Below are 24463 nucleotides of genomic sequence, written 5' to 3'. Positions count from 1 at the left end.
CTTTGTGGTCCCGGGGCTCCGGCCCCGCGCCCTTTCAGGGCACGCCCGGCATTCTGCCCATCCACCGGGTGCCGGGCACGCCCTCGCTTCGGCGCAACGGGCGCCATGTCACCAGACAGGCGCCCCCCGTTCGAAGCCGGCCCGCGGGACGGGGCCAGTCGGGACCCCGGCCGTCGATGCGGATCGGGAACCGCAGCCGACGGGCCGGGCCCCAGTCGGTCGCTTCGGTGCCGGGCGCAAGGTCCGCGGGAGCGACCTTGACCTCGGCCCCCGAAAACGCCGTTCGCGCGGTTTGCACCAACAGCTGCGCGACCCGGGCGAGGGAAAGTCGGGCCGATCGAACCTCTCCGGTCTCGTTCGCGGCCCGGACCGCCCGGAGCACGGCCGCGGCCATCAGGTAGCCCGTGGCATGGTCCAGCGCCTGCACCGGCAGGGGCTGCGGCCGCCCGGCCCCGGCCAGCCGCTGGCCGTGATCGGCGATGCCGCAACTCATCTGCACCAGGCTGTCGAAGCCGCGCCGCCGCGCCCAGGGCCCGGTCCAGCCGTAGGCGCAGAGGCTGACCTCGATCATCCCGGGCGCGATCCTGCGCCGTTGTGCCGCGTCATATCCGAGCCCCGCGAGGGCGCCGGGCCGATAGCCATGGACCAGCACATCGGCCCGAGACAGAAGCGTGTCGAACAGGCTCCGATCCTCCGGGTCCCGCAAATCCAGCCCCGCTCGGCGTTTGCCGAGGGTCACCTCGGGCTCCAGCCCCGGTTCGCGCCACCATGGCGGGTCGATGCGCAGCACGTCCGCGCCGAAGCCCGCAAGGCATCGTGTGGCGACGGGCCCGGCGAGCACCCGGGTGAGGTCCAGAACCTTCAGCCCCTGCAGTGCTGCCGGGCGGGGACGATCGCCCGCCACCTGCCAGGCGATCAGCGGTTCGGCGGCGACCGCCCGGCCCTGCGGGTGCTGCGCCCAGTCCGCAAGGCTGCGCATCGCGGCGGCAGCACCGCCCGCGTCAATGATCGCCTGCTCCAGCGCCGGGCCGGACCACGCGGCCACATGGGCCGCCACCTCGGCCGGGTCCGGGGCACACCCCAGCTCCCCGAGCGCCGCCTCGCGGTGGCGGGGCGCGTTGGTGTGGAGCCGGATCCAGCCATCCCGCGCAGGGTAGTCGCCGGCCAGCGGGTCCATGGCTGCGGGCAGATCCCAGCCCTCGGGCTGCAAGGTCATGCCGAACCACAGGGAGGCCAGGCGCCGGTCGACCTGCGCCTGCCGGGCGCCCATCAGTGCCGCCAGCTCCCGCGCCGCGGCGCCGATGCTGGCGGTGGCCAGATCCGAGACCGCGAAGCAGGAGGGCAGCTCGGCGGTGCCGGTCGGATGCAGGGTCGTGTCGGGCGTCGGCGCAGGGCCGAGGGCCTCGTCGATCTGCGGCACGAAAACACTCTGCATCCCATCGTCCGCTCTATTCGCCGGTGGTCCCGCGTCACCGCGACCGGGGGATATGCGCCCAGATGCCTGCGGTGACGCGCCTTCGGCCGCGCTATGCCTTTGTCAGGGTCGCCAGCTTTGCGGCAAGCTCCGCAGCCTCGGTCTCGTTCAGCGCGACCAACGGAGGGCGGACCCGGGCATAGGCGTCGTCATCCATCATCCCGCCGGCTGCGGATTTGATGTTGGGAATGAGGGCGCCGGTGGACAGCACTTTCCGCATCGCCACGGCCGTCTCCAGCGCCGCGTCATCGCCCTTGTGGAAGACGGCCGCGCACCAGGGGCTGGACAGTGTTGCCGTGGCCGAGATGCAGCCGGCGAAAGCGCCGCCGCGGGCCTCGGACAGGGTGCCTTCGTTGCTGGGAAAGACGTCGAGCGCCCCGTCCTTCAACCCGGCAAGGGCGCGGGCATACGGCATGTCGCCCGAGGAATCCTTCACCCCGCGGATCCGGCCGGGAAACTCGTCCATCAGCCGGCCCACCAGTTCGGGCGTATAGGTCAGGCCGGACAGGGCGGGGAAATTGTAGAGGTAGATCGGCAGGGCGGAGGCCTCGGTCGCGGTGATGACCTCGCGCAGGTAGGCTGCGATCCCGTCGTCGCTTACGCCCTTGTAGTAGAACGGCGGCAGCAACAGCGCACCGGCAAAGCCCATCTCAGCCGCCGTTTTCGTCAGCTCCACGGCATCCGCGGTCGCCGCGGCCCCGGTGCCGACCATGAGCTTGCTCTTGGGCAGGGAGGCGGAGGCGGCCTGCATCACGTCCTGGCGCTGGCGCAGGCTCATGGAGGTCGCCTCGCCCGTCGTCCCGCAGACGTTGAGCGCGTCGCAGCCGTTGGCCAGAAGGTGCTCGGCCAGCTTGACGAAGCGTTGCAGATCGGGCTGACCCGATGCGTCGAAAGGCGTCGGGATTGCCGCGACAACCCCCTTGAGATCTGTTTCGGTCATTCCTTCACCGTTCCTTTGGTGTCAAAGCCTACGTGGTCAGCGGCATCCTGCACGCCTCTCCGGTCTGATGCGTCCCCTTCGGCGGGCCACCGGGCCGAAAGATCGGGCCGATGGGCGTCCATTGCCGACGGATCGGCCCGGATCACATGCGCCCTGCGGGGCCCTCGAAGACAATGCGGGTCCGTCCGTGACGGGCGGTCCAGCAAAGAACATCAACCGGCCCGGATGGCAAGGTCGCTTGCAGGCCGGCCCGGCCGGTCATATCATCGAGAGGTGCATCGCTGCCGCAGAAAGCGCCTTGCACGCTTTTCCGGATCATTACCCTGACTTCTTGTCAGACACCCCTGACGTTCAAGGGGATTTTCAAGGCGAACCGCCCGGACCGCAGATCGCGGCCGGGTCATCTCAACATGCGAGGACAAGATGGGCAAAGGCAACAACAAGCGCGGCAACAAGGAAGTGAAGAAGCCCAAGCAGGAAAAGACCAAGGTGCCGGCGACGGCGAATGCCGGCGTGGTGGCGCCGCTGACCCTTGGCGCCAAGAAGCGCAAGTAAGTCGACAAAGGGACGGGACAAAGGGACGGTCGGCAACGCCGGGCGCAAGGCGACTCGTCCGGCGTCCAGGATCATGGGTCCGGCCCGGAGATCGGTGCCCGGCCCGGAGGTCGGGGTCCGGCTAGCCGGACCCCGGCGCGAGGTCGTCCGCTACCGCCCTACCGATCGCGAGCGAGGCGGTCAGGCCGGGGCTCTCTATGCCGAAGAGGTTGACGAGGCCCCGGACGCCATGCGCCGCCTCGGTCTGCAGATCGAAGTCGAAGAAGCCGTCGCCGGGCCCCCGCAGCTTCGGGCGTACCCCGCTGTAATCGGGCGAGAGCTGCCCGTCCGGCAGGCCCGGCCAGTAGCGCCGGATCGCCTCCTCGAAGGCCGCCGCCTGTTCGGGCGGCACGGAATAATCGAGGTCGGCCGGCGCGGTCCCGGCCTTCAGCCAGGTCACGTCGGGCCCGAAACGGATGGTGCCGGCCATGTCCAGCGTCGCGTGAACCCCGAGCCCGCCATCCACCGGCACCGGGTAGATCAGGTGCGAGAACGGCGCCCGACCCTGCAGGCTGAAATAGCAGCCCTTGGCGAGCCATTGCTCGGGCACAGCCTCACGCGGCAGGCCTTCGATCTTCGCGGCCATTTCCGGCGCCCGGAGCCCGGCCGCGTTGACCAGCCGACGCGCGGAGACCGTGGCGGGATCGTCGCCGCCCGTGGTGACGGTGAAGCCGTCGCCCGTCGCCTCGACCCGCGTGACCGGGGTCCGCAGGGCGAGCAGCCCGCCGTTGTCCTCGAAGATGGCCAGCAGCCGCATCAGGTAGCCGTGCACGTCGAAGATCCCGGTTTCGGGCGACCAGAGCGCGGCCGTGGCCGTCACCTCCGGCTCCATCTCTTCGCTTTGCTGCCGCGACAACAGGGTCAGCCCTTCGACCCCGTTTGCAGTGCCAAGCGCCATGATCCGGGCCAGCCGCTCTTCCTCGGCCTCGCTGGTCGCGACGACCAGCTTGCCGCACTTGCGGTGGTCGACGCCGGTTTCCTCCATGAAATCATAGTGCATGCGGCGCCCGTCGACGCAGAACCGGTGCTTGAGGCTGCCGGTGGGGTAGTAGAGCCCGGCATGAACGACCTGGCTGTTGCGCGAGGTGGTCCCTTCGCCCGGCCGGTCGTTGGCTTCCACCACCAGAACACTCTGCCCGCGTTCGGCGAGGGCCCGGGCCGAGGCCAGCCCGATGGCCCCCGCGCCGATCACGATCGTATCGAAATCATGGCTGCTCACGCCGCGTCTCCGCCAGTGTTGTCCGCTTGGTTCCGGCCCGGGCCACCATGCATGCGATTGCCACCGCGGGCAATGCGCGGGCCCTGGGGCCCTTGCGGTTGGCGCCGCTTGCGGAAAGAAAGACGCCATGCCCCGGCGGTCTGCGGGGCATGGCGCGATGTCGTGCGTCCGGGGTGGCCGGTCAGGTCACTCGGTAAAGCCCACGTCTTCCATGTGAAGGCTCAGCGTCGGGGTGATCGTCGAGCCTGCGACGTTGTCGTTCATCAGGTAGTTCAGCGTCTCGAAATGGGTGAAGACGAGGGGCGCGTCGGTCAGGGCGATCTCGCGCACCTGCCGGTAAAGCGCCATCCGCTCCTCCATGTCGGTGGCGGCCGCCGCCTCGTCGATCAGGGCGTCGAGCTCGGGATTGACGTAGCCCGTCGTGTTGACCGGCGCACCCGAGCGCAGGACCAGCGTGTAGAAGTTGTCCGGATCGATCGTCCGCTCCTGGTAGGCGCTGGTGATCTGGTAGCCGCCGGAGACGAAGGCGTCGAACCAGACCGAGACCTCGACCGCCCGGATATTCATGTCGATGCCGATATCCTTGAGGGATTCACGCACGACCTGGCCGGTCTTGAGCAGTTCGGGGTATTGCGTCAAGCCCAGGTATTCGATGCTCAGGCCATCGGGATAGCCGGCCTCGGCCAGCAGGGCGCGGGCGGCCTCCACATCGCGTTCGGCGGCAAAGACGCCGGTGTCGTCATACCACTTGGAGCCCGTCGGCATCTCGATCAGCCCCAGCTCGCCGGTGCCGAGATAGGCGACGGCGCGGATGTCCTCGCGGTTGATGGCGAGGGCCACGGCCTGCCGGACCCGCACGTCGTCGAAGGGCGCGACCTGGGTGTTCATTGCGAGGTAGTCGGGGATGCCGGCCACCGGGCTGGTGACGTAGTTGAAGCGTTCGTCCTGGCTGAGGCTGGGGACCAGCTGCAGCGGAATCGCATCGACCCAGTCAAGCTCGCCCGTGCTCAGCGCCGTGATCCGGCTCTGGTCGACCGGCAGGAACCGGAAGGTGATGCTGTCGAGGTAGGGACGGTCGTCCTTGAAATAATCCTCGTTGCGGGTGACCGTGATGTGGTCGCCCTGCACCCATTCCACGAACTCGAACGGGCCGGTGCCGACCGGGCTGCGCGCCGGGTCGCCGGTCTCGATCGCGGTCTGGTTCACGATCTGGCCGTTGGTCGCCATGTTCGTGAGGAACGGGCCGAAGGTGGATTTCAGGTTGAACACCACGGTCGTCGGATCGGGGGTGTCGATGCTGTCGATCTGGGTATAGAGCCCGGCATAGGCGCTGGCCGTCGCGGGGTCGAGGATGCGCTCGAAGCTGTATTTCACGTCGGCCGAGGTGAAAGCCTCGCCGTTGTGGAAGGTCACGTCGTCGCGCAGGGTGAAGGTCCAGGTGGTGGGGGCGGTCTGCTCCCACGAGGTGGCGAGATCGGGGATGAACGTGCCGTCGGGGGCGATGTCGATCAGCTTGTTGAAGATCCCCTCGTAGACCTGTGCGCCGGTATAGATCGACGACGTCGCGGGATCGAGCACGTCGGGCTCGCCGGTCAGGGCCGCGCGCAGGTCGCCGCCCTGGACGATATCCTGCGCGAGCGCGGCCGAACCGGGCAATGCCAGGACGACCGCGGTCGCAAGGGCGCCGGCGGTCTCGAGCAGGCGGGCGCCGAAGGGGCGCGGTGTCGGGGGTCGAGAAACGTCTGTCATGGAAACATTCTCCAGTGTGGGGGTGTCGTCAGGCAGAAAGGCTGCCCAGGTAGTCGAGGTAGGTGGCGTTGAACGGGTCGGGGCTTTCCCAAAGGCAGGCGTGGCCGCCGGCCGTCGTGGCCCAGGTCGCGCCCGGGATCGCCTCATGGAGGCGCCGGGACAGGCGCACGGGGATCAGGATGTCCTCCTCGCCGGCCAGCACGAGGGTCGGGACCTTGATCTCGCTGACGCGGGACAGGGCATCGTGCTGCTGGATGACGTTGAGCTGCGAGAGATAGGCCTCGACCGACATGTCGAGCTGCGCCATCGCGTCGGCGAACTCGGCCGCGTCCGCGGGACGGTCCTCGAAGAACGGACCGGTGAAGGCCCAGAGCGCGACGTCGCGCATCACGAACGGCACGCTGATCTGGCGGGCGATGTCGGCCCACATGGCGAACATGGTCTGGCAGAACGGGTCGGCCACGCCGTAGGTGCAGGCGAGCGTCACCGACTTGAGGTCACCCGGGTAGGCGAGCGCGTATTCCTGCGCGATCATCCCGCCCATCGACACGCCCATCAGGTGAAAGTCGCTGATCCCGAGGCTGTCGACCAGCGCCTTGGCGTCGTCGGCCATCTGGCGGGAGGTATAGGGGCCCGCAGGCCGGTCGGACTTGCCGATGCCGCGGTTGTCGAAGCTGACCACACGGTAGCCGGCCTCGACGAAGGCCGGCACCTGGAAGCCCCAGCTTTCCAGGTCGTCGGCCAGGCCGTTGACGAGGACGATGGTCTCGGCCCCATCGGGGTTGTCGACCGCGTAGTTGATGGTGAGGCCGTTCAGTGTCGCGCTTGGCATTCGGGTCTCCTTTCAGGCGAGGTGGCGAGGTCTTGGAATCGCGGCAAGCAGGGTCCTGGTGTAGTCGTGGCGCGGGGCGCCCATGACCTGGTCGGTATCGCCGGTCTCGACCAGGCGACCGCGGTACATGACGGCGACCGCATCGCTGACATGCTCCACCACGCCGAGGTCGTGGGTGATGAAGATCGCCGCGACGCCTAGGTCGCTCTGCAGGTCCATGAACAGGTTGAGGATCTGTGCCTGCACGCTCATGTCGAGGGCGCTGACCGGTTCGTCGGCGATGATCAGGTCGGGCTCGCTGGCCAGGGCCGCGGCGATCGCGACGCGCTGTCGCTGGCCGCCCGAGAGGGTGTCGGGCCGACGATGGGCCAGGGCGGGGTCGAGGCCCACGCGATCGAAGAGGTCGCGCACCCGGGCGGCGCGGTCCCGCGGGGTTCCGATGCCGAAGCAATCCAGCGCCTCGCGGACGCTGCGCCCGACGGGCCAGCGCGGATCGAGGCTGCCCCAGGGATCCTGGAACACCGGTTGCACCCGGCGGCGGAACTCGGACCGGGCCTTGCCGGAGAGGTCCTGGACCTCGGTGCCGTCGAACAGGACCGAGCCGCGCTCGGGCCGCGTCAGGCCGAGGATGCAGCGGCCGAGGGTGCTTTTCCCGCTGCCGGATTCGCCGACAAGGCCCAGGGTGCGGCCCCGCGCCACGGACAGCGACACGTCGTCGACGGCCACTGCCCGCCTGCGCCGGAACCAGGGGCCCGCGGCGGGATAGGATTTGCAAAGTCCCGTGACCTGCAAGAGCTCAGCCATGGGCCGCCCTCCGGTCCCGGGCCGCGTTGGCGGCATCGAGGCTCTCGGTGCTCCATTCCTGCGGGATTACCGGCAGGCGGCTGCCGCGCACGGCCCCCGCGGGGTTCGCGGCCAGAAGGGCGCGGGTGTAGGGATGTGCCGGCCGGGTGAAAAGGTCTTCGGTCGTGGCGACCTCCAGCAATTCGCCGCGATACATCACGCCGACCCGGTCGCAGACCTGGCCCACGACGCCCAGATCATGGGTGATCAGCAGGACGGTCGTGCCGTGGTCGCGCCGCAACCTGTCGATCAGCTCGAGGATCTGCGCCTGGATGGTGACATCCAGCGCCGTCGTCGGCTCGTCGGCGATCAGAAGCTTGGGGTGGTTGGCCAGCGCCGCCGCGATGACGATCCGCTGCCGCATCCCGCCCGAGAACCGGTGCGGCACGTCGCGATAGCGCCGGGCCGCGTCCGCGATCCCGACCTCGCCCATCAGGGCGATGGCGCGGGCCCGCGCCTCGGCCCGCGACACCGGGCGGTGGGCGCGGATGGTCTCGGCGATCTGGTCGCCGACGGACCAGGTCGGATCGAGGCTGGCCGAGGCGTCCTGGAAGATCATCGCCATCTCGTCGCCCCGGCGCACCCGCAGGGCGGATTCGGACAGCCCCACAAGCTCTTCGCCATTCAGACGGATGCTGCCGTCGAGCCGCGCCGTGGCGGGAAGCAGACCCATGACGGCATTGGCGATGGTGCTCTTGCCGCTGCCGCTTTCGCCGACGAGGCCGAAGATCTCTCCCTGCGCGACGCGAAGCGAGACGTCCTTGACCGCGGCGGGTCCCGTCCCGAAGCGGACACCGGCCTGCGCGATATCGAGGACCGGGCTCATTCCGACACCCCCGCCGGATCGAAGGCCTCGCGCAGGCCGGCGCCGATGAAGGTGAAGGCGAGGACCGCGGCCATGATCGCGAGGCCGGGAAAGATCTCGACCCAGGGGGCCACGGTCAGCACGTCGCGGCCGTCCGACAGCATCCCGCCCAGCGAGGGCGTGGGCGGCTGGGTGCCGAGGCCCAGAAAGCTCAAGCCAGCCTCCAGCTGCATCGCGAAGGCGCTGAGCACCGAGGCCTGCACGATCACCGGGCCCAGCGCATTGGGCGCCACATGGCCGACGATGACCCGCAGGTGGCTGGCCCCGCGCGCCCGGGCGCCCAGAACGTAGTCGTTGCGTGTCACCACCAGCGTGCTGGTGCGCATCACCCGGGCCAGGATCGGCAGGTAGATCACGGCGATGGCCAGGGCCGCGACCGCGCTGCCGGGGCCGAGGATGGCGATGAAGGTGATCGCCAGCAGCATCGCCGGCAGCACAAGGATCATGTCCAGGAACCGCGAGATCGCGCTGTCCACCCAGGATCCGAAATAGCCCGCCAGAAGCCCCAGCGGCACCGCCACCAGAAGCGAGGCCGCGACGGCCGAGAGCGACACCAGCAGGCTGACCCGGAGCCCGTGGAAGATACGGCTCATGACGTCGCGGCCCAGAACGTCGGACCCGAACGGATGGGTCCAGGACGGGGCGCCCATGATCTGCTGGATGTCGTAGGATTCGGGGTCGAACGGCGCGAGGTAGGGCGCGAAGACAGCGATGCCGCCCAGCAGTCCCAGCAGCGCCAGGCCCACGATCAGCGCCGGGTTGCGCCGGCCCCGACGGGCCCGGATCTCGACCGCGGCGCTCATGACGTGCCCGCGTCCGACACGCGCGGATCGAGCCAGCCGATGAGCAGGTCCATCAGCAGCGACACCACGATGAAGATCGTGGCGATGGTCAGGACACCGGCCTGCACCACCGGGTAGTTCCGCTGGGTGATCCCGGTGACAACCAGCCGGCCGACGCCGGGCAGGGCGAACAGGGTCTCGATGATGATCGCGCCGCCCAGCAGGACGCCGACCTGGATGCCGATCACCGTGACGATGGAGGGGCCCGCGTTGCGCAGCGCGTGGCCATAGACGATGCGGCGGGGGCTGACGCCCTTGGCCCGCAGGAAGGTGACGAAGGGCTGCTCCAGCACCGTGCCGACGGCGCTGCGCGTGGTGCGCAGGAAATAGGCCGCCTCGCCGACCGCAAGGGTCAGGACCGGCAGGATCATGCGCCGCAGGTTCTCGACCGGGTCTTCGGCGAAGGGCACCCAACCCGACGGCGGCAACAGCAGGAAGATCCCCGAGAACAGTAGAACGAGCATGATGCCCAGCCAGAAATCCGGGATCGAGATGCCGAGGATGACGAAGCCTTCGGTCAGGCGCCGGACCAGAGGGCCGCCCGTCGCCGACCAGACGCCCAGCGGCACGCCGATGGCGATGGCGGTCAGCATCGACAGCCCCGTCAGTTCCAGCGTCACCGGCAGGCGCTGCGCCAGCAGTTCCGTCAGCGGCGCCTTGCTGATGATGTCGGTGCCGAGATCGCCCTGCAGAAGGTTGCCGAGCCACGAGAGATACTGCGACAACAGGCTGCGGTCGAGCCCGAGCTGATCGCGCAGCTCCGCCACGTTGGCGTCGGTGGCGCGAAAGCCCAGCATGGTGCGGACCGGGTCGCCGGGCACGAGGCGGATGATCATGAAGACCAGCACGCTCATCGCCAGCATCACCGGGATCGTGATCAGCAGCCGCCGCAGGGTGAAGGAGAGCATCCGGCTCATGGCGCCGTTTCCTTGTCTTGGGCGACCTTGGCCGCGCGTTCGACCAGGTCGCGGATCAGCATCTCGGACAGGGTGAAATGCACCGCCGCGATATTGGCGGCATCCTCCGCGCGGCCCTCGGCGACGGCGCTCACAAGATCCTTGTGCTGCTCGATCGCGCGCCTGCGCACCTCGTCGGTATAGGGCTCGGCGCCGAGGTTGAGGCTGATGCGGGTGCGCAGATCGACCGACATCTCGACCAGGATATGGTTCTGCGTGGCGCGGGCGATAGCCAGGTGCAGGCTGCTGTCGGCGCTCCGCGAGGCGTCGTGATCGGGGGCGTCGATGTAATCCTGCAGCGCGGCCCGGATCGCGGTCAGGTCGGTCTCGGTCCGGCGCTGGGCGGCGGTGCGGGCGATCAGCGGCTCCACCAGCTCTCGCGCGTCGAAGATCTGCTCGAACTCGTCCCAATTGGCCACCAGCTGCCGCTGGACGTGCTCTGCCGATTTCGGTCCCCAGTCCGACAACACGAAATAGCCGCCGTTGCGGCCGCGCCGGACCTCCAGATAGCCGTTTTCGGTCAGTTGCTTGAGGGCCTCGCGGATCGAGGTGCGCGACACGCCCAGCATCGTCGCAAGCTCCCGCTCGGTCGGCAATTGCTGCCCGGTCACGTAGAGGCCGAGGGCGACGGCAGTGACCAGCCTGTCGACCACGTCGTCGGCCACATGGCGGTTGACGATCGGGGCCGAGAACAGCGCCGACCGGCTCGGTCCGTCCGTGCGGCGGCTCATGCCGGGCCTCCTGTCCGCTCGAAGCGCATCAGGATGAAGCGGGCGAGGGTGCGGGCCGCGTCGACGATGCTTTGCAGCTCCACCGACTCGTCGGTGCCGTGCATGTCGTGCCCGGTCGCGCCGAAGCAGATCGCCGGCGTGTCGAAGAACTCCAAGTAGGTGCGGGCGTCCGTGGTCGAGCCCATGGCGAAGACCTCCGGGTCCGCCCCGTGGGCCGCGCGGTGCGCGGCGGAGAGGTCGCGGGCGAGCGGCGCGTCGCGGTCCAGCAGGTAGCCCGGGGCGCGAAAGCCGGTCAGCCGGACGTCCGGCGCGGGGCGCAGTTCGGGCCGGGCCGCGGCAAAGCCCGCGATCACGTCGCGCACCCGCGCCTCGGCATCGTCCGGGGTCCAGCCGCGAGGAAAGGCCACGCGCAGGTTGAAGACCGCGCTGGAGGGCACGGTGGATGTCCAGTCGCCCGACCGCACCTTGCCCAGGTTGACCGCGTAGGGATGCGCCGTCTCCGGGCGCGCGGCATCGGGATGGGTCCTGCTGGTCTCGGCGGCCCAGGCCTTCAGCGTCTCAAAAAGCTGCATCCCGAGATCGACCACGTTGGCGCGGCCACCCGCGCCATGGGCATGGCCGGCCTCGGTGGTGACGGTGACCTCCAGCCAGAGGATGCCGACCCCGCCGACAAGCAGGCCCTGCCCGGTCGGTTCCAGCACGACCACCTCCGGCGCGATGACCCCGTGATCGCGGACCGACAGGAAGGTGCCGTTGCCGGTGCATTCCTCCTCGATCGCGGCCAGAAAGCCGAGCCGTCGGTCCGCGAACAGGTCCGGGGCGACGTCGTGCAGCCCGCGCAGGGCGAGGGCCCCGACGGCAAAGCCGCATTTCATGTCCGCCGCCCCGCGACCGTGCAGGCGTCCGTCGCGCCGCGCGGCCTCGAACGGCGGAGAGGTCCACATCTCCGGCGTCTCTGCCGGCACCACGTCCATATGGCCGTTGAGCAGCAGGTGAAGCGGCCCGGCGCCCTCGGTCGCGGCGAGCACCTGGAACCGGTCGGCCGTCACGTCGCAGGAGGCGGGAGAGACGCCCGCGCGCACATCGTCGAGCTGGCCATTGGGGAAGGGCAGGCGCGTCACCGCGAGCCCGATGTCCGACATTTCGGCCGCGAAGACGTCGAGGGCGGATTGCTCCTGCCCGACGGTGCTGGGGCAGGCGACGAGCGCCTCGAGAAAGTCGAAGGCCCGCTCCGCGTGCGTGTCGATGGCGTGGTCCAGGGTCAGCCGTCCGGCCTCCAGAAGGTTTAATGTCTAAACCTTGCACCTTTTAGCACGGATCTGTCCAACGATTCGTTTTCCCAGGGCAGAATCGCCCCGGCCCGGGCCGGCAGGGATCGTCGCGCGGCGCACACCGGGTTTCAGGCCCGGGGCGGAGACTCGTATGTTTTTCAGATGTTTGCTGCGAGGCGGCGTAAGGCGGCGCAAAGCGGGCAAGAGCCCGGCTGTCACCGACCCGCAAGACATCGCGGAGGCGCCCCGGCGGCCGGAACGGCGCCCGCGCGGGCGCGTCCGCGCCGATCGGGTGTCCGAACTAGCTCGAATAGCCGTCCGTCATGGGCACTTCCCGGAGCCGCATCGAGACGATGCAGGCGACCACGGCCAGCCCGGCGGCGATCCAGAAAACCGGGTGCAGCGCGGCCGAGAAATCGGCGAAGACCGTGCGCTGGGTCTGGACCGGCAGGCGCGCCACCATGTCGGCGCTGATCGACCCGATGCCATCGAGGGTGCCGGAGGGCAGGTGACCGTCCAGGTTCCGTGCGAGGTTCGCGCTGAACAACGCGCCGAAAGCCGCCGTGCCGATGGAGCCGCCGATCAGGCGGAACATGTTGGCGCTTGCGGTCCCCACCCCCAGCATGTGCCGCGGCACATCGTTCTGGATCGCCGCGACCCCGATCGAGAACACCGGCCCCAGCCCCAGCCCGACGAGGACCATGGACAGCGCGACCGTCCATAGCGAAGAGCTGGCCGACAGCGTCGAGAGCGACAGCATCGCAAGCGCCAGTAGCGCGGTCGACAGGACAGGCATCCACTTGTAGCGGCCGGTGCGACTCATGACCCGTCCAGCGCCCGCTGAGGAGGCGATGAGCCCGGCCATCATCGGCGTCAGGAACAGCCCGGACAGCGACGGGGACACGCCCTGCACGACCTGCAGGTAGAGCGGCATGAAGGTGATCGTGCCGAACATCGCCACGCCGACCATGAACCCGACCGTGTTTACGATCAGGAAGGTGTTGTTGCCGAAGAGGCTGAGCGGCAGCACGGGCTCGGCCGCGCGGCTCTCGACCGCGATGAAGCCCGCGAGCGCGGCGAGGCCGAAGGCCATCAGCCAGATCATCTCGGAACTGCCCCAGGACAGGACCGACCCGCCCAGGTTCGATACCAGGACCGCCACCGACAGCAAGGTCGCCAAGAGGAACGCCCCCGCGATGTCAAGCTTGACCGGCCCCTCGCGTTTTACGTTGGGCAGGGCGGCGTGCAGCACGATCAGCGCCAGAAGGCCGATCGGGAAGTTGGCGAAGAAGATCCAGTGCCAGCTCAGCGCCTCGACCAGAAAGCCGCCGACCAGAGGGCCGATGACGGTCGAGACGCCGAAGACCGCGCCCAGCAGGCCCTGCGCCTGGCCGCGCTGGCGGGCGGGCAGGACATCGGCGACCACCGCCATGGACACGACGATCAGCCCGCCGCCGCCAAGCCCCTGCACCGCGCGGCCGGCGATCAGCACGCCCATGGACTGGGCCAGCCCGGCCAGCGTCGCCCCAGCGAGGAACACCATGATCCCGATCTGGACCACCAGCTTGCGGCCGTAGAGGTCGCCCAGCTTGCCCGCGATCGGCGCACCGATGGTGGACGCCAAGAGGTAGGCGGTGATGACCCAGGTCATCTGGTCCATGCCGCCGAGATCGGCGGCCATGGTGGGGATCGCTGTGGTGACGATGGTCTGGCCCAGCGAGGCGAACAGCAGCGTCACCGCCACGGCGGCTAAGGCGATCCGGGTCTGCGGCGCCCGCGTCCCCGTGTCGGTCGGTGTCTCTTGTGTCGCATTGGTCACTTGAACTCTCCTGTGGCTGCCGGATTGCAGCTCATGCAGCAACGGTCTTGTTGCGGATATGTGCCGAGGGCATATGTATGTCAACATCACGTAATTGGGAGGGACATCGTGGCCGAGCGCGAAGACGAGCTGACGGACCAGCTGAGCAAGGCCGGGATCGACGAGGCGGTCAGCCGGTCGGCGCTGGAGCTCGACGCGATCATGCAGCACTGGCGCCGCCGGGTGATCAAACGCGAGCTGGGCCAGCGGGCCCTGGCCGACCTCGGGCTGACCCTGGAGATGCCGCTGCTGGACGTGCTGATGGCGGTCTGGGGCCCGGCGCAGGAATTCGGCGAGGACCCGGGCTGCGAGGTCATGGTCTCGACCGTGGCGACGCGACTTGGGATCGACCCGTCACGGGCCAGCAGGCTGACCTCCGAGCTGATCCGGCTCGGCCTTGTGCGCCGGGCGGTGAGCCAGGCCGACGCCCGCCGCGCGGTGCTGGAGCTGACGGCCGAAGGCGACCGCATCGTCCGCGCGGTGCGGCACTACAAGTTCCTGATCCTCGGCAGTTTCCTGAAGGACTGGACCGAGGCGGAGCTTGCCGCGTTCATCCCGCTGCTGGAGCGGTTTTCGGCCTGGTCGGAGGCCTCGGAACAGCCAGGCGACCGGATCGCGGCCGAAATCGCCGGCCTGCGGGAAAGCCTCGGGTCGGACGCCGAGACGCCCGGCTAGGGCGCGTCGCGCAGCCGGCAGGCTCTATGCCGGGGCAGGGGCACCGGGCCCCGCGCGGTCAGCAGGCGGTCGCGCCGCGGGCGATCATCTCTTGCAGCACGGCGTCGGGGTCCTTCGTCCACCAATCCTTGGCCGAGAAGATCTCCACCTCGACCAGCCCGTCGAAGCCCTGCGCCTCGACCAGCCCGCGCAGGCGCGGGATGTCGATGACACCGTCGCCCATCATGCCGCGGTCCAGCAGCAGGTCACGGGTCGGCACGAGCCAGTCGCAGACGTGGAACGCCATCAGCCTGTCACGACCCGCGCGGGCGATCTGGGCCTCGATCTGCGGATCCCACCAGATGTGATAGACGTCGAGCGCGACGCCGATGCCGTCCCCCAGCCGGTCGCAGATATCCAGCGCCTGACCGGTGGTGGACATGGCCGACCGGTCGCCGCAATACATCGGGTGCAGCGGCTCTATCGCGATCCTGACGCCGACGGTGCGGGCGTAGTCCAGCGTGTCGGCCAGCCCGTCCTCGATCAGGGCGCGGGCGGCGGGCAGGTCGCGGCTGTCCGGGGACAGCCCTCCGACGACCATGACCAGACACTCGGCGCCGATGGTCGCGGCCTCGTCCACCGCGCGTCGGTTGTCGTCGCGCACGGCCTGGGTCAGGCTGCCCTCGGCGGTGTACCACCCGCCCCGGCAGAGGCCCGAGACGCCGATTCCGGCCTCGCGGATCGCCCGCGCGGCGGCCTCGGCGCCCATCTCCTGCAACTTGTCGCGCCATGGCGAGATGCCGCCCAGCCCGTGCCGGGCAACCCCGTCGATGCATTGCGCGAGGCTCCATTGTTCGCGGACCGTCGCGGTGTTCAGCGACAGGCGGCTGGCGGGAACGCCGGTCATGCCTCGACACCCCGCGCGGCCATGACATGGCGCACCCGGGCCGCGGCGCGGTCGGGATCGGTGAACAGCCGGGCGGCCTCGGCCAGGCGCACCAGCTCGGCGAGGTGCAGGGTGGAGCGTGTGCTCTCCTGCCCGCCGACCATGGTGAAATGGTCCTGGTGGCCGTTGAGATAGGCCATGAACACCACGCCGGTCTTGTAGAACCGCGTGGGCGCCTTGAAGATGTGGCGCGACAGCGGGACGGTGGGGGCGAAGGTCGCCTCGTACCCGGCCATGTCGTCGCGTGCCATTTGCGACAGCGCCTGCGCGGCCGCGCCGGCGATGGGATCGAAGATGCCCAGCAGCGCGTGGGAATGGCCCTGGTCGTCGCCCTTGATGAGGTCGGGATAGTTGAAATCGTCGCCGGTATACATCTTGACCGAGGCCGGCAGCCGCCGCCGCATGGCGATTTCCTTGTCGGCCGACAGCAGGCTGATCTTGATCCCGTCGACCTTGGCGGCATTGGCCTCGATCACGCGCAGGGCGGTGTCCATCGCCGCGTCGGTGTCGGCGCTGCCCCAGTAGCCGGCGAGCGCGGGGTCGAACATCTCGCCCAGCCAATGCAGGATCGCGGGTTGTGCGAGGCCCGACAGGACGCGGTCATAGACGCGCGCGTAATCCTCGGGGCCCGTCGCCGCGGCAGCCAGCGCCCGCGAGGCCATCAGGATCACGCGGGAGCCCGCGGCCTCGACCGCCTCGCATTGCATCTCGTAGGCGGCGATCACGTCGTCGATGGTCACGTCCTGTCCCGGCGCGAGGTGGTCGGTCCCGGCGCCAGAGGCGATCAGGTGCCCGCCGGCCTGCGCGGCCCGTGTCGCCCGCTGGATCAGCTCGAGCGATGTCGGCCAGTCGAGGCCCATGCCGCGCTGGGCGGTGTCCATGGCCTCGGCCACGCCGAAGCCGAGGCCCCAGAGGTGATCGCGGAAGGCCAGCGTCCGGTCCCAGTCGATCGCGGCGTCGAGCCAGGGGTCGCAGTCCGCCAACGGGTCGGCCACGATATGCGTCGCGGCATAGGCGGTGCGGGTCCAGTCGCCGCCCGATTGCGCCGCGGGGCCCGCCGTCAGGGTGACGGCACCGCCGGGCAGGTTCAGGGTCGTGCCGCTCATAGCCCCAGATCCTCGATGTCGATCCAGCGTCGCTCCTTGGTGCTCTGGTAGCCGGCCTCGGCCAGTTGCACGCCCTTGGCGCCCTCGACCAGGGTGTAGGACCAGGGGCCATCCTCGGCGACGTGGCGCAGGAACTGCTCCCACTGCACCTTGAAGCCGTTGTCGTAGACCGTGTTGTCGGGCACCTCGTCCCAGCCCTCGTAGAAATCGAGCGTCTGCGGCTGGTCGGGGTTCCAGACCGGCTTGGGCGTGTTCACCCGGTGCTGGCTGTAGCACTTGTGCAGGCCGGCCACGGCAGAGCCATGGGTGCCGTCGACCTGGAACGTCACCAGGTCGTCGCGCCGCACGCGGGTGCACCAGCTGGAATTGATATGGGCCACGATATCGCCGTCCGGCCCGTCGAGCAGGAAGGTCGCGTAGGCCGCATCGTCGGCGGTTGCGGTGTAGCGGTCGCCGCTTTCGTCAAGCCGGCTGTCGATATGGGTAAAGCCCAGGCAGCTGACGGATTTCACCGGGGCGATGACGTTGTCGAGCACGTAGCGCCAGTGGCAGAGCATGTCGGAAATGATGCCGCCGCCATCTTCGGCCCGGTAATTCCAGCTGGGCCGCTGCGGCGTCAGGTCGTCGCCGGTAAAGACCCAATAGCCGAATTCGCCCTTCACGCTGAGGATCTTGCCGAAAAAGCCCAGGTCGCGCAGGCGCTTGAGCTTCAGCAGCCCCGGCAGGTCCAGCTTGTCGTGCACGATGCCGTTCTTGACGCCCTTGGCCTGCGCGTGCCGGGCGATGGCCACGGCCTCGTCCAGACCTTCCGACACCGGCTTTTCCGAATAGACATGCTTGCCCGCGTCGATCGCCCGGCGCAGCAGGCCGGGGCGCATCGCGGTCGAGGCGGCGTCGAAGAAGATCTCGTCCTCGGGATCGGCGAGCGCCGCCTCGAGGTCCGTGGTCCAGCGGGTGACGCCGTGCTTCTTCGCCAGCGCCTCGATCTTGTCGGCGTTGCGTCCGACGATGATCGGATCGGGCATCAGCATGGTGCCGTCTTTCAGCGCGACGCCGCCCTCGGCCATGATCGCGAGAACCGACCGGATCAGGTGCTGATTCATACCCATCCGCCCGGTGACCCCGTGCATGATGATGCCAATGCGTTTCGTTCGTTCCATCGCCTGAATTCTCCTGATCGCGTCGCTCGTTCCCTTATTACCAACTGGTAGGTAAAAAGGCTTTTGCTGTCAATATCGTTTCATCTCGCGGCCCTGTCATGTCTGGGTGCGGGGCGTGCCCGGGCGCGGGGCGGGGCGCGGCAGGGCCCGCTCGCAGGCCCGCAGCGTGGCCGCGCCGACGGCGGCCGTGACCCGCGCGTCGATCAGGGTGCGGAACGGCTCCACCCCCACGGGTGCGCGCCAGCCTGTGGCGTCCAGCGCGGCCACGATTTCGGGGAAGGGATCGTCGCCCATGCCGGGGGCGCCGCGGTTGGTGTCGTTGGCGTGGATATGGCCGATCTTGCCGCCCGGAACCCAGGCGCGGATGAGGTCGGCGACCGGCGGTTCGGTCTGACCGGCGGCGGAGATGTCGATCATCGTGCGGAAGGCGGGGCTGTCCACCAGATCGACCAGGGCCGCGCCCTCGGCGACGGTGGTGATGACATCGGTCTCGGCGCGGGACAGGGGCTCGATGCAATAGGTGATGCCCCGCCCGGCGGCCGCGTCGGCCACGGGGGCGAAGAACGCGGCGAGGCTTTCGCGCAGATCCGCGTCGGTCATGCCCTCCGGCCGCATCCGCTGTTTCGGCGATCCGTGGATCATGACCGCCCCCCCGAGGTCGGCGCAAAGCCCGACCAGCGCCATCAGAACCTCGGACGTCTCCTGGTGCGCGGCGGGGTCGGTCACCGACAGCTGCGGATAGGCGGTCAGCAACCAGTGCAGCCCGGTGACGCGCAGCCCGGCGGCCTCGACCGTTGCGCGGATCTGGGCCCGGACGGCGGGCTCCAGCAGGTGCGGGACCGGGCCCAAGGTGGCCGGCGCCAGCTCCAGCCCGACATAGCCCAGGTCCCGGGCCACCGCGCATTGCTCGGCCAGGGTCAGCCCCTCGGCCGCCAGAAGCTCGTTGCAGAGCGTCAGCTCAAGCATCGGTTCTGCGCATCACGCGGGCCCGGATGCCGGCAAGGAAGCGCCGCGTGAACCCGAAGTTGAGCAGGATCGCCATGACGATGATTGCGACGAAGACCGCCGAAATCGGCCGCGTGACGAAGGGCCAGAGGTCGCCGTTGCCCAGCATCAGGCTGCGGCGCAGGTTGGTGTCGAGCATCGTGCCCAGGATGATACCCAGCACCAGCGGCGCCATCGGGTATTTCATCTGGCGCAGCACGAAGCCCGCGAGGCCGAAGATGATCATCACGTAGACATCGAACATCCGCTGCGACAGGGCGTAGGTGCCCACCACGCAGAGGGTGAAGACCAGCGGCATCAGGTAGGCATAGGGCACCCGCAGGACCTGCACGAAAAGCCTGGTCATCGTGATGCCGTAGATCGTCATGGCGATGACGGCGAGGATCAGGATCGCGCCCATGGTCGAGATGAACTGGGGCTGTTCGATCATGATCATCGGGCCGGGCCGGATCCCGTGGATGAAGAGCGCGGCGATCAGCACGGCGGCCGAGGCCGAGCCGGGCACCGCCAGCGTCAGCGCCGGGATGAGCGAGCCGGGGACCACCGCGCTGTTGCCGGTCTCGGCAGCGATCAGCCCCTCGGTGCTGCCCTGGCCGTATTCCTCGGGCTTCTTGCTCAGGCGCTTGGCGGTGGCATAGCTCGCCCAGGCGCCGATGTCCTCGCCGACGCCGGGGATCACGCCCACGATGGTGCCGATCACGCCAGAGCGCAGGACCGTCGCGCGATAGCGCCAGACCTCGCCGAAGGAGGGCACGATGCGGTCGGACTTGTCCCTTGCCGCGGCCAGCACGCCCTGGCGCTGCCACATCGCGGTCATGACCTCGGCTAGGCCGAAGACCCCGACCATGGCCGGGATCAACCCGATGCCGCCGTTCATCTGCTGGGTCGGCGAAAAGCGCACGTAGGCATGCAGCCCTTCGGAGCCGATCATCGCGACCATCAGGCCGAGGATCCCGGCGATATAGCCTTTGACCGGCGCGTTGGTGACGGTAAGCTGGCCCGAGATCAGCACACCGAAGACCGCGAGCCAGAACATCTCGTAGCTGCCGAATTCCAGCGCCAGCTCGGCCAGCAGGGGCGCTACCATGACCATCACCAGGATGCCCACCAGCGTGCCCAGCATCGACCCCGCCGTGGCCAGCCCCATCGCCTGGCCCGCACGTCCGGCCCGCGCCAGCGGATAGCCGTCCAGCGAGGTGGCCGCGCTGGCCGGGGTGCCGGGGATGTTCAGCAGGATCGCGCTGCGCGAGCCGCCGTAGATCGCGCCGACATACATGCAGATCAGCACCAGGATCGCCGCGGTCGTGTCCATCGAATAGGTCAGGGTCACCATCAGCGCCACGCCCATGGTGGCCGTCAGGCCGGGCAGGGCGCCCACGACGATGCCCAGCAGCATCGACCAGGCCACGTGGAACAGCATCATCGGCGTGCTCAGCGCCCAGAGGGCCGAGCCGAGATCGGAGAGCGCGGTCATGGCAGGCGCACCAGGAAGGCTTCCTGGAACAGCATCACGATGCCGAAGGCCGCGATCCCGCCGAAGCCCACGGATTTCGCGATCACGACGGCGCGGGCGCGGCCGTCGCTGGCCGCCGACCACGAGAACACCAGCATGAACGCGGTGATGAAGATCGCGGTGGCCCAGAAGAACGGCAGCCGGTCGACCATGATCGCGCCGTATCCCACGGTCAGCACGATTGTCAGCACCAGCCGGGTGATCGAGCCGCCGACCATCAGCATTTCGGGGCTCGACTCTTCCCTGTCGCCGGCCTGGAACAGCAGCAGCACCGCGCAAAGCGCCAGCAGCGCCCCCAGAATCATCGGCACGAGGCCGGGGATCGACAGGGGGTGGATCTGCCGGATCGGCAGCCGGTCCATGGTGTATCCGCCGACAAGCATGGCGATACCCAAAGCGAAGAAAACGACCGCGGTTATCCGGTCGGCTGTCGCCATTCGCACAGTGTTAACCTCGATATTCTGTGACGCCGCGGGGGGAATGGATGGCCGGCGATCGGGCGCCGGCCATCTGGGTTTCTGCCCGTATCAGGGGCAGGTGATCCCGAGCTCGGACGGATCGACCACGGCTTCGCCGCGCGTGACGCGGGCACAGGCCTCGCCGATCACCACCGGCATCGCGGCGTCCAGGGCATCTTCGCCGTAGGACGGGGCAAAGACCGCACCGTTGGAGGACGCGTAGGTGCGCACCGCCTCGCTGTCCATCACGTGATCGGCCCAGACCTGGTCCATGGTGTCATAGACCTCCTGCGGGGCGCCGACCGGGATGAAGATCCCGAAGTAATCGGGGGCCACGTGGAAATCGGGGTCGAAGTCGGTCACTGGCGGGATCGGCGGCGTGTCGCCGATCACCAGCTCGCGGTCGGAAAGCACCGTCAGGGCGCGAAGCCGGCCGGCGCGGATCATCTCGGCCTGTTCGACGGCCAGCTGGGTGGTGGCGACGACTTCGCCGCTCGCCGTGGCGATCACGGCGGGGTTGCCGCCGTCGTAGGTGATCATCCGGGCGCCCGGAAACTCTTCTCCGAACCCTTCCTTGATCGCGGCAAGGGCCATCCCGCCCGAGCTGTTGATCCCGGCCGTGCCGACGGTCACGTCGCCGCTGCGCATCCCTTCGAGCAGATCGTCGAAGGTCTGATAGGGAGAATCGGTGTTGACGCTGACGACCGGCACGTTCGCGACGCTCAGGTAGATGTGGTAATCCTCGATCGAGGTATCCTGAAGCAGGCCGGTGATCGCGTAGGTCGCGTTGTTGGCGATCGCGTTGGCGGTCCAGGTGTAGCCGTCACGCTCGGCGTCGAGCGCGGCTTGCGTGCCGATGGAACCCGACGCGCCGGGCTGGTTCACGACCACGACCTCGACCCCCAGGGCCTCTTCGAGAATCGGTGCGACCACGCGCGTGACCTGGTCGGTCGATCCGCCGGCGGACCATGGCACGATGATGTTGATCGGGCGATCCGGCTGCCAGCTATAGCCCGAATCCTGCGCGAACGCGGGGGTGCAGAGCACCGAAATCGCGGCGATCAGGGCCGCTTTTGACGTTGTAGGCATTGGTTCCTCCCGTAGCTACCTACTAGTAGGTTACTTGTATTACGAGGTGAGTCAACGGCTGTGTTTCCGCGCTGGCGCAGGGGCGGCGCAAACGCCTGTCGGGCGTGGGCCGGCGCACCTTCGACGAAGAGGAATTGGCCCCTGAAAGACCCGGGCTGGACCTAGAGCGTGACGATCTCGGATCCGCCGAAACCGGCCCGGTCGAGCGCCCGGATATCCACCGCGCCGCCCTTGATTTTCAGGGCCGGCCGGCCGGAGGCGCCGGCGCCGAACATCTCGGGGAAGGTTCCGAGCGTGGCCGCGATTTCGGCCTCTGTCGCGCCCTGCATGCCGCCGGCGAAATGGTGGCCGTTGCGCTCGGCGTCCAGCACGCCGCAGGCCGCGGCCATCGCGCTGTCCTGGCGCCAGCACAGGCCCGGCTGACAGGTCAGATCCTCGGCCGAGAGGATCGCGCCGGCCGCCCGGGCGCGGGCCATGTTCACGAGCGCCCGCAGAACGCCCTTGCAGCTTTTGATCGAGGTGCCGGACCAGCCACCGGCCAGCGCCTGCGCAAAGGCCCCGTCGGACCCGTCGCTTTCGTCGATCACCAGCGGCAGGTCGTAGTCGCGGGCATCCTGTTGCAGCGCGACCGCGCGGTCGAAGGGCTGTTCAACGAACCTCAGCGCGCTGCGCAGGCGGGCGAGGGCGGGATCTTGCGCGAGCCCCTGCAGCAGATCGCGGAAGTGGTCGGGGGTGTATTGCTCGTTCGCATCGAGCGTCGCGGCATAGTCCGGCCCACGGTCAAGATGCTCCGCCAGCGCCCGCAGGCGGGCAAGGTCGGCCTCGGGTGCGCCCTTGAGCTTGATCTTCCAGGCGCGGATGCCGGTTTCGGCCATGATCTCCTGCAAGGAGACGGGCAGGCCGTCCTGCGGCCCCTCGCCGGGCGCACGCACCAGGGGCGCGTCGAAGCCGATCGTATGGCGGATGGTCAGCCGCCCCGGCGCCCCGATCCCGGAGAGTGCGTCGCGCAGCGCGTCCGGCGACAGGTCGGGCGGACACTGCGCGACCAGGCCGAACAGATCGTCGCGGGCCGCTTGCCAGAACGGCAGCTCCGCCGCGCGACAGGCAGCGTCGATCAGCGCCATCTCGATCAGGGCGGGCCCGAACCCGGCGGCCAGGGGCGGCAAGTCGTCGGGCAGCCGTGCGGGCACCGCCCCGCGCAAATCGCCGGACAGGCCCGCGACCGTGCCCGTCATTCCCTGTGCCAGCGCCGAAGCCGCGGCCACCGTCTCGCGCAATTCGTCGACCGTGTCCTCATTGCTCAGCTCTGCGCGCTTGTCGAACCAGCGCGGCACCATGAGCTGCGCCGACTTGCCGGTGACCGTTTCGCCGCCGACCCGGACGGCGACCTCGGCATAGGCCTCGGCGGTGCGCCGCACCTCGGTATTGCCGAACTGGAAGGGCAGGCGGAGGGTGACGGGCCGCTCCGCGGTGCGGACGCTGATGATCTCGAGCTTCATGGCGGGGTCCTTTGGGGGAGGGAAGGGGGGGCGATCGGCCCTGTGGCGGATCAGGCGGGGTTCTTGAGATGGGCCACGAGCATTTCCGCCGCGGTCTCGGCCCGCTGCGCATACCATTCATCATCCATCTCCAGGCCGAAGACGGAGGCCAGGGTGAACCGGTTGGACACCGGGAACCAGCACAACGACGCGATCGAGACGTAGAAGTCGCGCGGATCGACATTGTCGCGAAAGACGCCCTGGTCGGCCCCGCGGCGCAGGATCTCGGTCAGGCGCTGAAGCAGGACCGATTGCACCCCGGCGGCATCCTCCAGGGTGCGGATGGTCGAGCCGCCGCGCAGGTTCTCGGTGTTCAGCATGGCGATGAACCAGGGCTTTTCGCGGAAATGGCCGAGGGTGAAGCGCACCAGCTTGCGGATCGCCTCTTCGGGGTCCACGGAATCGAAATCGAGCTCGGATTCGGCCTGCCGGATCTGGACGTAGGATTCCTTGAGCGCCGCGGCATAGATCGCGTCCTTGTCGCCGAAGTAATCGTAGATCAGCGGCTTCGAGACCCCCGCCCTGCGCGAGATCCGGTCAACCCTTGCGCCCGAATGTCCGTGCTCCGAAAACTCCTCGAGCGCCGCCTGCAGGATCAACCCGCGCGAGCGGGAGGCGTCGCGTTTGCGGGGCTTCGGTTTTCCCGATAGCTCTTCCTTGCGCCCTGCCATCGTCATCCTTCTTCGTTCCGCCGCCACCGGGCAAACACGTTCACCATATGGCCGGAGCATGGACAGCGCCAGTCTTTGGCTACCAATCGGTAGTCATCTCGTGACAAATTCCGCACCCGGTCTGGCGGGGGGGTGGGGGGGGGGGGGGG

23 protein-coding genes are annotated in these 24463 nt (G+C 69.0%); 2 read left to right on the top strand and 21 right to left on the bottom strand.

The genetic code is table 11. The features are described 5' to 3' along the window. Nucleotides 1-34: 34 nt before the first annotated feature. Both ROA7023_RS14035 and ROA7023_RS14030 read right to left on the bottom strand, forming a co-directional pair. Nucleotides 35-1435 (bottom strand): CoA transferase, encoded by a 1401-nt coding sequence (locus ROA7023_RS14035; protein WP_085879671.1) that lies wholly within the window; start codon nt 1433-1435, stop codon nt 35-37. Between the two features lie 91 nt (nt 1436-1526). Further along, entirely contained in the window at nt 1527-2414 is an 888-nt protein-coding gene (locus tag ROA7023_RS14030) for a dihydrodipicolinate synthase family protein (protein ID WP_085879670.1), read from the bottom strand. A 423-nt stretch (nt 2415-2837) separates the two neighbouring features. On the opposite strand from ROA7023_RS14030, the gene ROA7023_RS25490 reads away from it, so the two are divergent. Next, the gene (locus ROA7023_RS25490) at nt 2838-2969 is read left to right on the top strand and encodes a hypothetical protein (protein WP_268808002.1); all 132 of its coding nucleotides are present in this window, start codon (nt 2838-2840) and stop codon (nt 2967-2969) included. A 121-nt stretch (nt 2970-3090) separates the two neighbouring features. Here ROA7023_RS25490 and ROA7023_RS14025 read toward each other — a convergent pair whose 3' ends face one another. The 10 genes from ROA7023_RS14025 to ROA7023_RS13980 form a co-directional block, all read right to left on the bottom strand. Further along, a complete protein-coding gene (locus ROA7023_RS14025; protein ID WP_234992228.1) occupies nt 3091-4227 on the bottom strand; it encodes an NAD(P)/FAD-dependent oxidoreductase in 1137 nt (378 codons plus the stop codon). A gap of 186 nt (nt 4228-4413) precedes the next feature. Then, nucleotides 4414-5976, bottom strand: a complete 1563-nt coding sequence (locus ROA7023_RS14020) for an ABC transporter substrate-binding protein (protein WP_085879668.1) — start codon at nt 5974-5976, stop codon at nt 4414-4416. 28 nt (nt 5977-6004) lie between these two features. Further along, nucleotides 6005-6808, bottom strand: coding sequence for an alpha/beta fold hydrolase (locus ROA7023_RS14015; RefSeq protein WP_085879667.1), 804 nt, complete (start codon nt 6806-6808; stop codon nt 6005-6007). 12 nt (nt 6809-6820) lie between these two features. Then, a complete protein-coding gene (locus ROA7023_RS14010) occupies nt 6821-7612 on the bottom strand; it encodes an ATP-binding cassette domain-containing protein (protein ID WP_085879666.1) in 792 nt (263 codons plus the stop codon). Continuing rightward, the gene (locus ROA7023_RS14005) at nt 7605-8477 is read right to left on the bottom strand and encodes an ABC transporter ATP-binding protein (RefSeq protein ID WP_085879665.1); all 873 of its coding nucleotides are present in this window, start codon (nt 8475-8477) and stop codon (nt 7605-7607) included. Before ROA7023_RS14005 ends, ROA7023_RS14010 begins: the two co-directional genes overlap by 8 nt. Then, entirely contained in the window at nt 8474-9319 is an 846-nt protein-coding gene (locus tag ROA7023_RS14000; RefSeq protein ID WP_085879664.1) for an ABC transporter permease, read from the bottom strand. Before ROA7023_RS14000 ends, ROA7023_RS14005 begins: the two co-directional genes overlap by 4 nt. Then, a complete protein-coding gene (locus ROA7023_RS13995) occupies nt 9316-10275 on the bottom strand; it encodes an ABC transporter permease (RefSeq protein ID WP_085879663.1) in 960 nt (319 codons plus the stop codon). Before ROA7023_RS13995 ends, ROA7023_RS14000 begins: the two co-directional genes overlap by 4 nt. After that, on the bottom strand, nt 10272-11045 hold the full coding sequence (locus ROA7023_RS13990) for a FadR/GntR family transcriptional regulator (protein ID WP_085879662.1): 774 nt from the start codon (nt 11043-11045) through the stop codon (nt 10272-10274). Before ROA7023_RS13990 ends, ROA7023_RS13995 begins: the two co-directional genes overlap by 4 nt. Continuing rightward, a complete protein-coding gene (locus tag ROA7023_RS13985) occupies nt 11042-12187 on the bottom strand; it encodes a M20/M25/M40 family metallo-hydrolase (protein WP_085879661.1) in 1146 nt (381 codons plus the stop codon). The genes ROA7023_RS13990 and ROA7023_RS13985 overlap by 4 nt, the downstream gene beginning before the upstream one ends. A 430-nt stretch (nt 12188-12617) precedes the next feature. Continuing rightward, nucleotides 12618-14135, bottom strand: coding sequence for an MDR family MFS transporter (locus ROA7023_RS13980; protein WP_234992227.1), 1518 nt, complete (start codon nt 14133-14135; stop codon nt 12618-12620). Between the two features lie 108 nt (nt 14136-14243). On the opposite strand from ROA7023_RS13980, the gene ROA7023_RS13975 reads away from it, so the two are divergent. Next, on the top strand, nt 14244-14849 hold the full coding sequence (locus ROA7023_RS13975; RefSeq protein WP_085879659.1) for a MarR family winged helix-turn-helix transcriptional regulator: 606 nt from the start codon (nt 14244-14246) through the stop codon (nt 14847-14849). Nucleotides 14850-14907: 58 nt separating this feature from the next. Here the strand turns inward: ROA7023_RS13975 and ROA7023_RS13970 are convergent, their stop codons facing one another. The 9 genes from ROA7023_RS13970 to ROA7023_RS13930 form a co-directional block, all read right to left on the bottom strand. Then, complete coding sequence (locus ROA7023_RS13970) at nt 14908-15735, bottom strand: sugar phosphate isomerase/epimerase family protein (RefSeq protein ID WP_085879658.1); 828 nt, start codon at nt 15733-15735, stop codon at nt 14908-14910. Further along, nucleotides 15732-16880, bottom strand: a complete 1149-nt coding sequence (locus ROA7023_RS13965; RefSeq protein WP_085879657.1) for a dihydrodipicolinate synthase family protein — start codon at nt 16878-16880, stop codon at nt 15732-15734. The genes ROA7023_RS13970 and ROA7023_RS13965 overlap by 4 nt, the downstream gene beginning before the upstream one ends. Further along, complete coding sequence (locus tag ROA7023_RS13960; RefSeq protein WP_085879656.1) at nt 16877-18040, bottom strand: Gfo/Idh/MocA family protein; 1164 nt, start codon at nt 18038-18040, stop codon at nt 16877-16879. Before ROA7023_RS13960 ends, ROA7023_RS13965 begins: the two co-directional genes overlap by 4 nt. A 96-nt stretch (nt 18041-18136) precedes the next feature. Beyond that, nucleotides 18137-19006 (bottom strand): sugar phosphate isomerase/epimerase family protein, encoded by an 870-nt coding sequence (locus ROA7023_RS13955; protein WP_085879655.1) that lies wholly within the window; start codon nt 19004-19006, stop codon nt 18137-18139. After that, a complete protein-coding gene (locus tag ROA7023_RS13950) occupies nt 18999-20519 on the bottom strand; it encodes a tripartite tricarboxylate transporter permease (RefSeq protein WP_085879654.1) in 1521 nt (506 codons plus the stop codon). Before ROA7023_RS13950 ends, ROA7023_RS13955 begins: the two co-directional genes overlap by 8 nt. Further along, the gene (locus tag ROA7023_RS13945) at nt 20516-20941 is read right to left on the bottom strand and encodes a tripartite tricarboxylate transporter TctB family protein (protein ID WP_159458518.1); all 426 of its coding nucleotides are present in this window, start codon (nt 20939-20941) and stop codon (nt 20516-20518) included. Before ROA7023_RS13945 ends, ROA7023_RS13950 begins: the two co-directional genes overlap by 4 nt. Nucleotides 20942-21085: 144 nt before the next feature. Then, the gene (locus ROA7023_RS13940) at nt 21086-22105 is read right to left on the bottom strand and encodes a Bug family tripartite tricarboxylate transporter substrate binding protein (RefSeq protein ID WP_085879652.1); all 1020 of its coding nucleotides are present in this window, start codon (nt 22103-22105) and stop codon (nt 21086-21088) included. A 161-nt stretch (nt 22106-22266) separates the two neighbouring features. Continuing rightward, on the bottom strand, nt 22267-23604 hold the full coding sequence (locus ROA7023_RS13935) for an enolase C-terminal domain-like protein (RefSeq protein WP_085879651.1): 1338 nt from the start codon (nt 23602-23604) through the stop codon (nt 22267-22269). Between the two features lie 50 nt (nt 23605-23654). Beyond that, nucleotides 23655-24314 (bottom strand): TetR/AcrR family transcriptional regulator, encoded by a 660-nt coding sequence (locus ROA7023_RS13930; protein ID WP_085879650.1) that lies wholly within the window; start codon nt 24312-24314, stop codon nt 23655-23657. Nucleotides 24315-24463 lie beyond the last annotated feature (149 nt).

This window comes from Roseisalinus antarcticus (genome assembly GCF_900172355.1).
Taxonomy (GTDB): Bacteria; Pseudomonadota; Alphaproteobacteria; order Rhodobacterales; family Rhodobacteraceae; genus Oceanicola; species Oceanicola antarcticus_A.
The sequence above is the reverse complement of the archived record's forward strand: the minus strand, read 5'-3'. Positions and strand labels throughout refer to the sequence as shown.

Excerpts from the sequence above, each read along its gene's own strand:
- ROA7023_RS14035 (WP_085879671.1), bottom strand. The coding sequence starts at position 1,435 with ATGCAGAGTGTTTTCGTGCCGCAGATCGACGAGGCCCTCGGCCCTGCG.
- ROA7023_RS14030 (WP_085879670.1), bottom strand. The coding sequence starts at position 2,414 with ATGACCGAAACAGATCTCAAGGGGGTTGTCGCGGCAATCCCGACGCCT.
- ROA7023_RS25490 (WP_268808002.1), top strand. The coding sequence starts at position 2,838 with ATGGGCAAAGGCAACAACAAGCGCGGCAACAAGGAAGTGAAGAAGCCC.
- ROA7023_RS14020 (WP_085879668.1), bottom strand. The coding sequence starts at position 5,976 with ATGACAGACGTTTCTCGACCCCCGACACCGCGCCCCTTCGGCGCCCGC.
- ROA7023_RS14015 (WP_085879667.1), bottom strand. The coding sequence starts at position 6,808 with ATGCCAAGCGCGACACTGAACGGCCTCACCATCAACTACGCGGTCGAC.
- ROA7023_RS14010 (WP_085879666.1), bottom strand. The coding sequence starts at position 7,612 with ATGGCTGAGCTCTTGCAGGTCACGGGACTTTGCAAATCCTATCCCGCC.
- ROA7023_RS14005 (WP_085879665.1), bottom strand. The coding sequence starts at position 8,477 with ATGAGCCCGGTCCTCGATATCGCGCAGGCCGGTGTCCGCTTCGGGACG.
- ROA7023_RS14000 (WP_085879664.1), bottom strand. The coding sequence starts at position 9,319 with ATGAGCGCCGCGGTCGAGATCCGGGCCCGTCGGGGCCGGCGCAACCCG.
- ROA7023_RS13995 (WP_085879663.1), bottom strand. The coding sequence starts at position 10,275 with ATGAGCCGGATGCTCTCCTTCACCCTGCGGCGGCTGCTGATCACGATC.
- ROA7023_RS13990 (WP_085879662.1), bottom strand. The coding sequence starts at position 11,045 with ATGAGCCGCCGCACGGACGGACCGAGCCGGTCGGCGCTGTTCTCGGCC.
- ROA7023_RS13985 (WP_085879661.1), bottom strand. The coding sequence starts at position 12,187 with ATGTCGGACATCGGGCTCGCGGTGACGCGCCTGCCCTTCCCCAATGGC.
- ROA7023_RS13970 (WP_085879658.1), bottom strand. The coding sequence starts at position 15,735 with ATGACCGGCGTTCCCGCCAGCCGCCTGTCGCTGAACACCGCGACGGTC.
- ROA7023_RS13965 (WP_085879657.1), bottom strand. The coding sequence starts at position 16,880 with ATGAGCGGCACGACCCTGAACCTGCCCGGCGGTGCCGTCACCCTGACG.
- ROA7023_RS13960 (WP_085879656.1), bottom strand. The coding sequence starts at position 18,040 with ATGGAACGAACGAAACGCATTGGCATCATCATGCACGGGGTCACCGGG.
- ROA7023_RS13955 (WP_085879655.1), bottom strand. The coding sequence starts at position 19,006 with ATGCTTGAGCTGACGCTCTGCAACGAGCTTCTGGCGGCCGAGGGGCTG.
- ROA7023_RS13950 (WP_085879654.1), bottom strand. The coding sequence starts at position 20,519 with ATGACCGCGCTCTCCGATCTCGGCTCGGCCCTCTGGGCGCTGAGCACG.
- ROA7023_RS13945 (WP_159458518.1), bottom strand. The coding sequence starts at position 20,941 with ATGCTTGTCGGCGGATACACCATGGACCGGCTGCCGATCCGGCAGATC.
- ROA7023_RS13940 (WP_085879652.1), bottom strand. The coding sequence starts at position 22,105 with ATGCCTACAACGTCAAAAGCGGCCCTGATCGCCGCGATTTCGGTGCTC.
- ROA7023_RS13935 (WP_085879651.1), bottom strand. The coding sequence starts at position 23,604 with ATGAAGCTCGAGATCATCAGCGTCCGCACCGCGGAGCGGCCCGTCACC.
- ROA7023_RS13930 (WP_085879650.1), bottom strand. The coding sequence starts at position 24,314 with ATGGCAGGGCGCAAGGAAGAGCTATCGGGAAAACCGAAGCCCCGCAAA.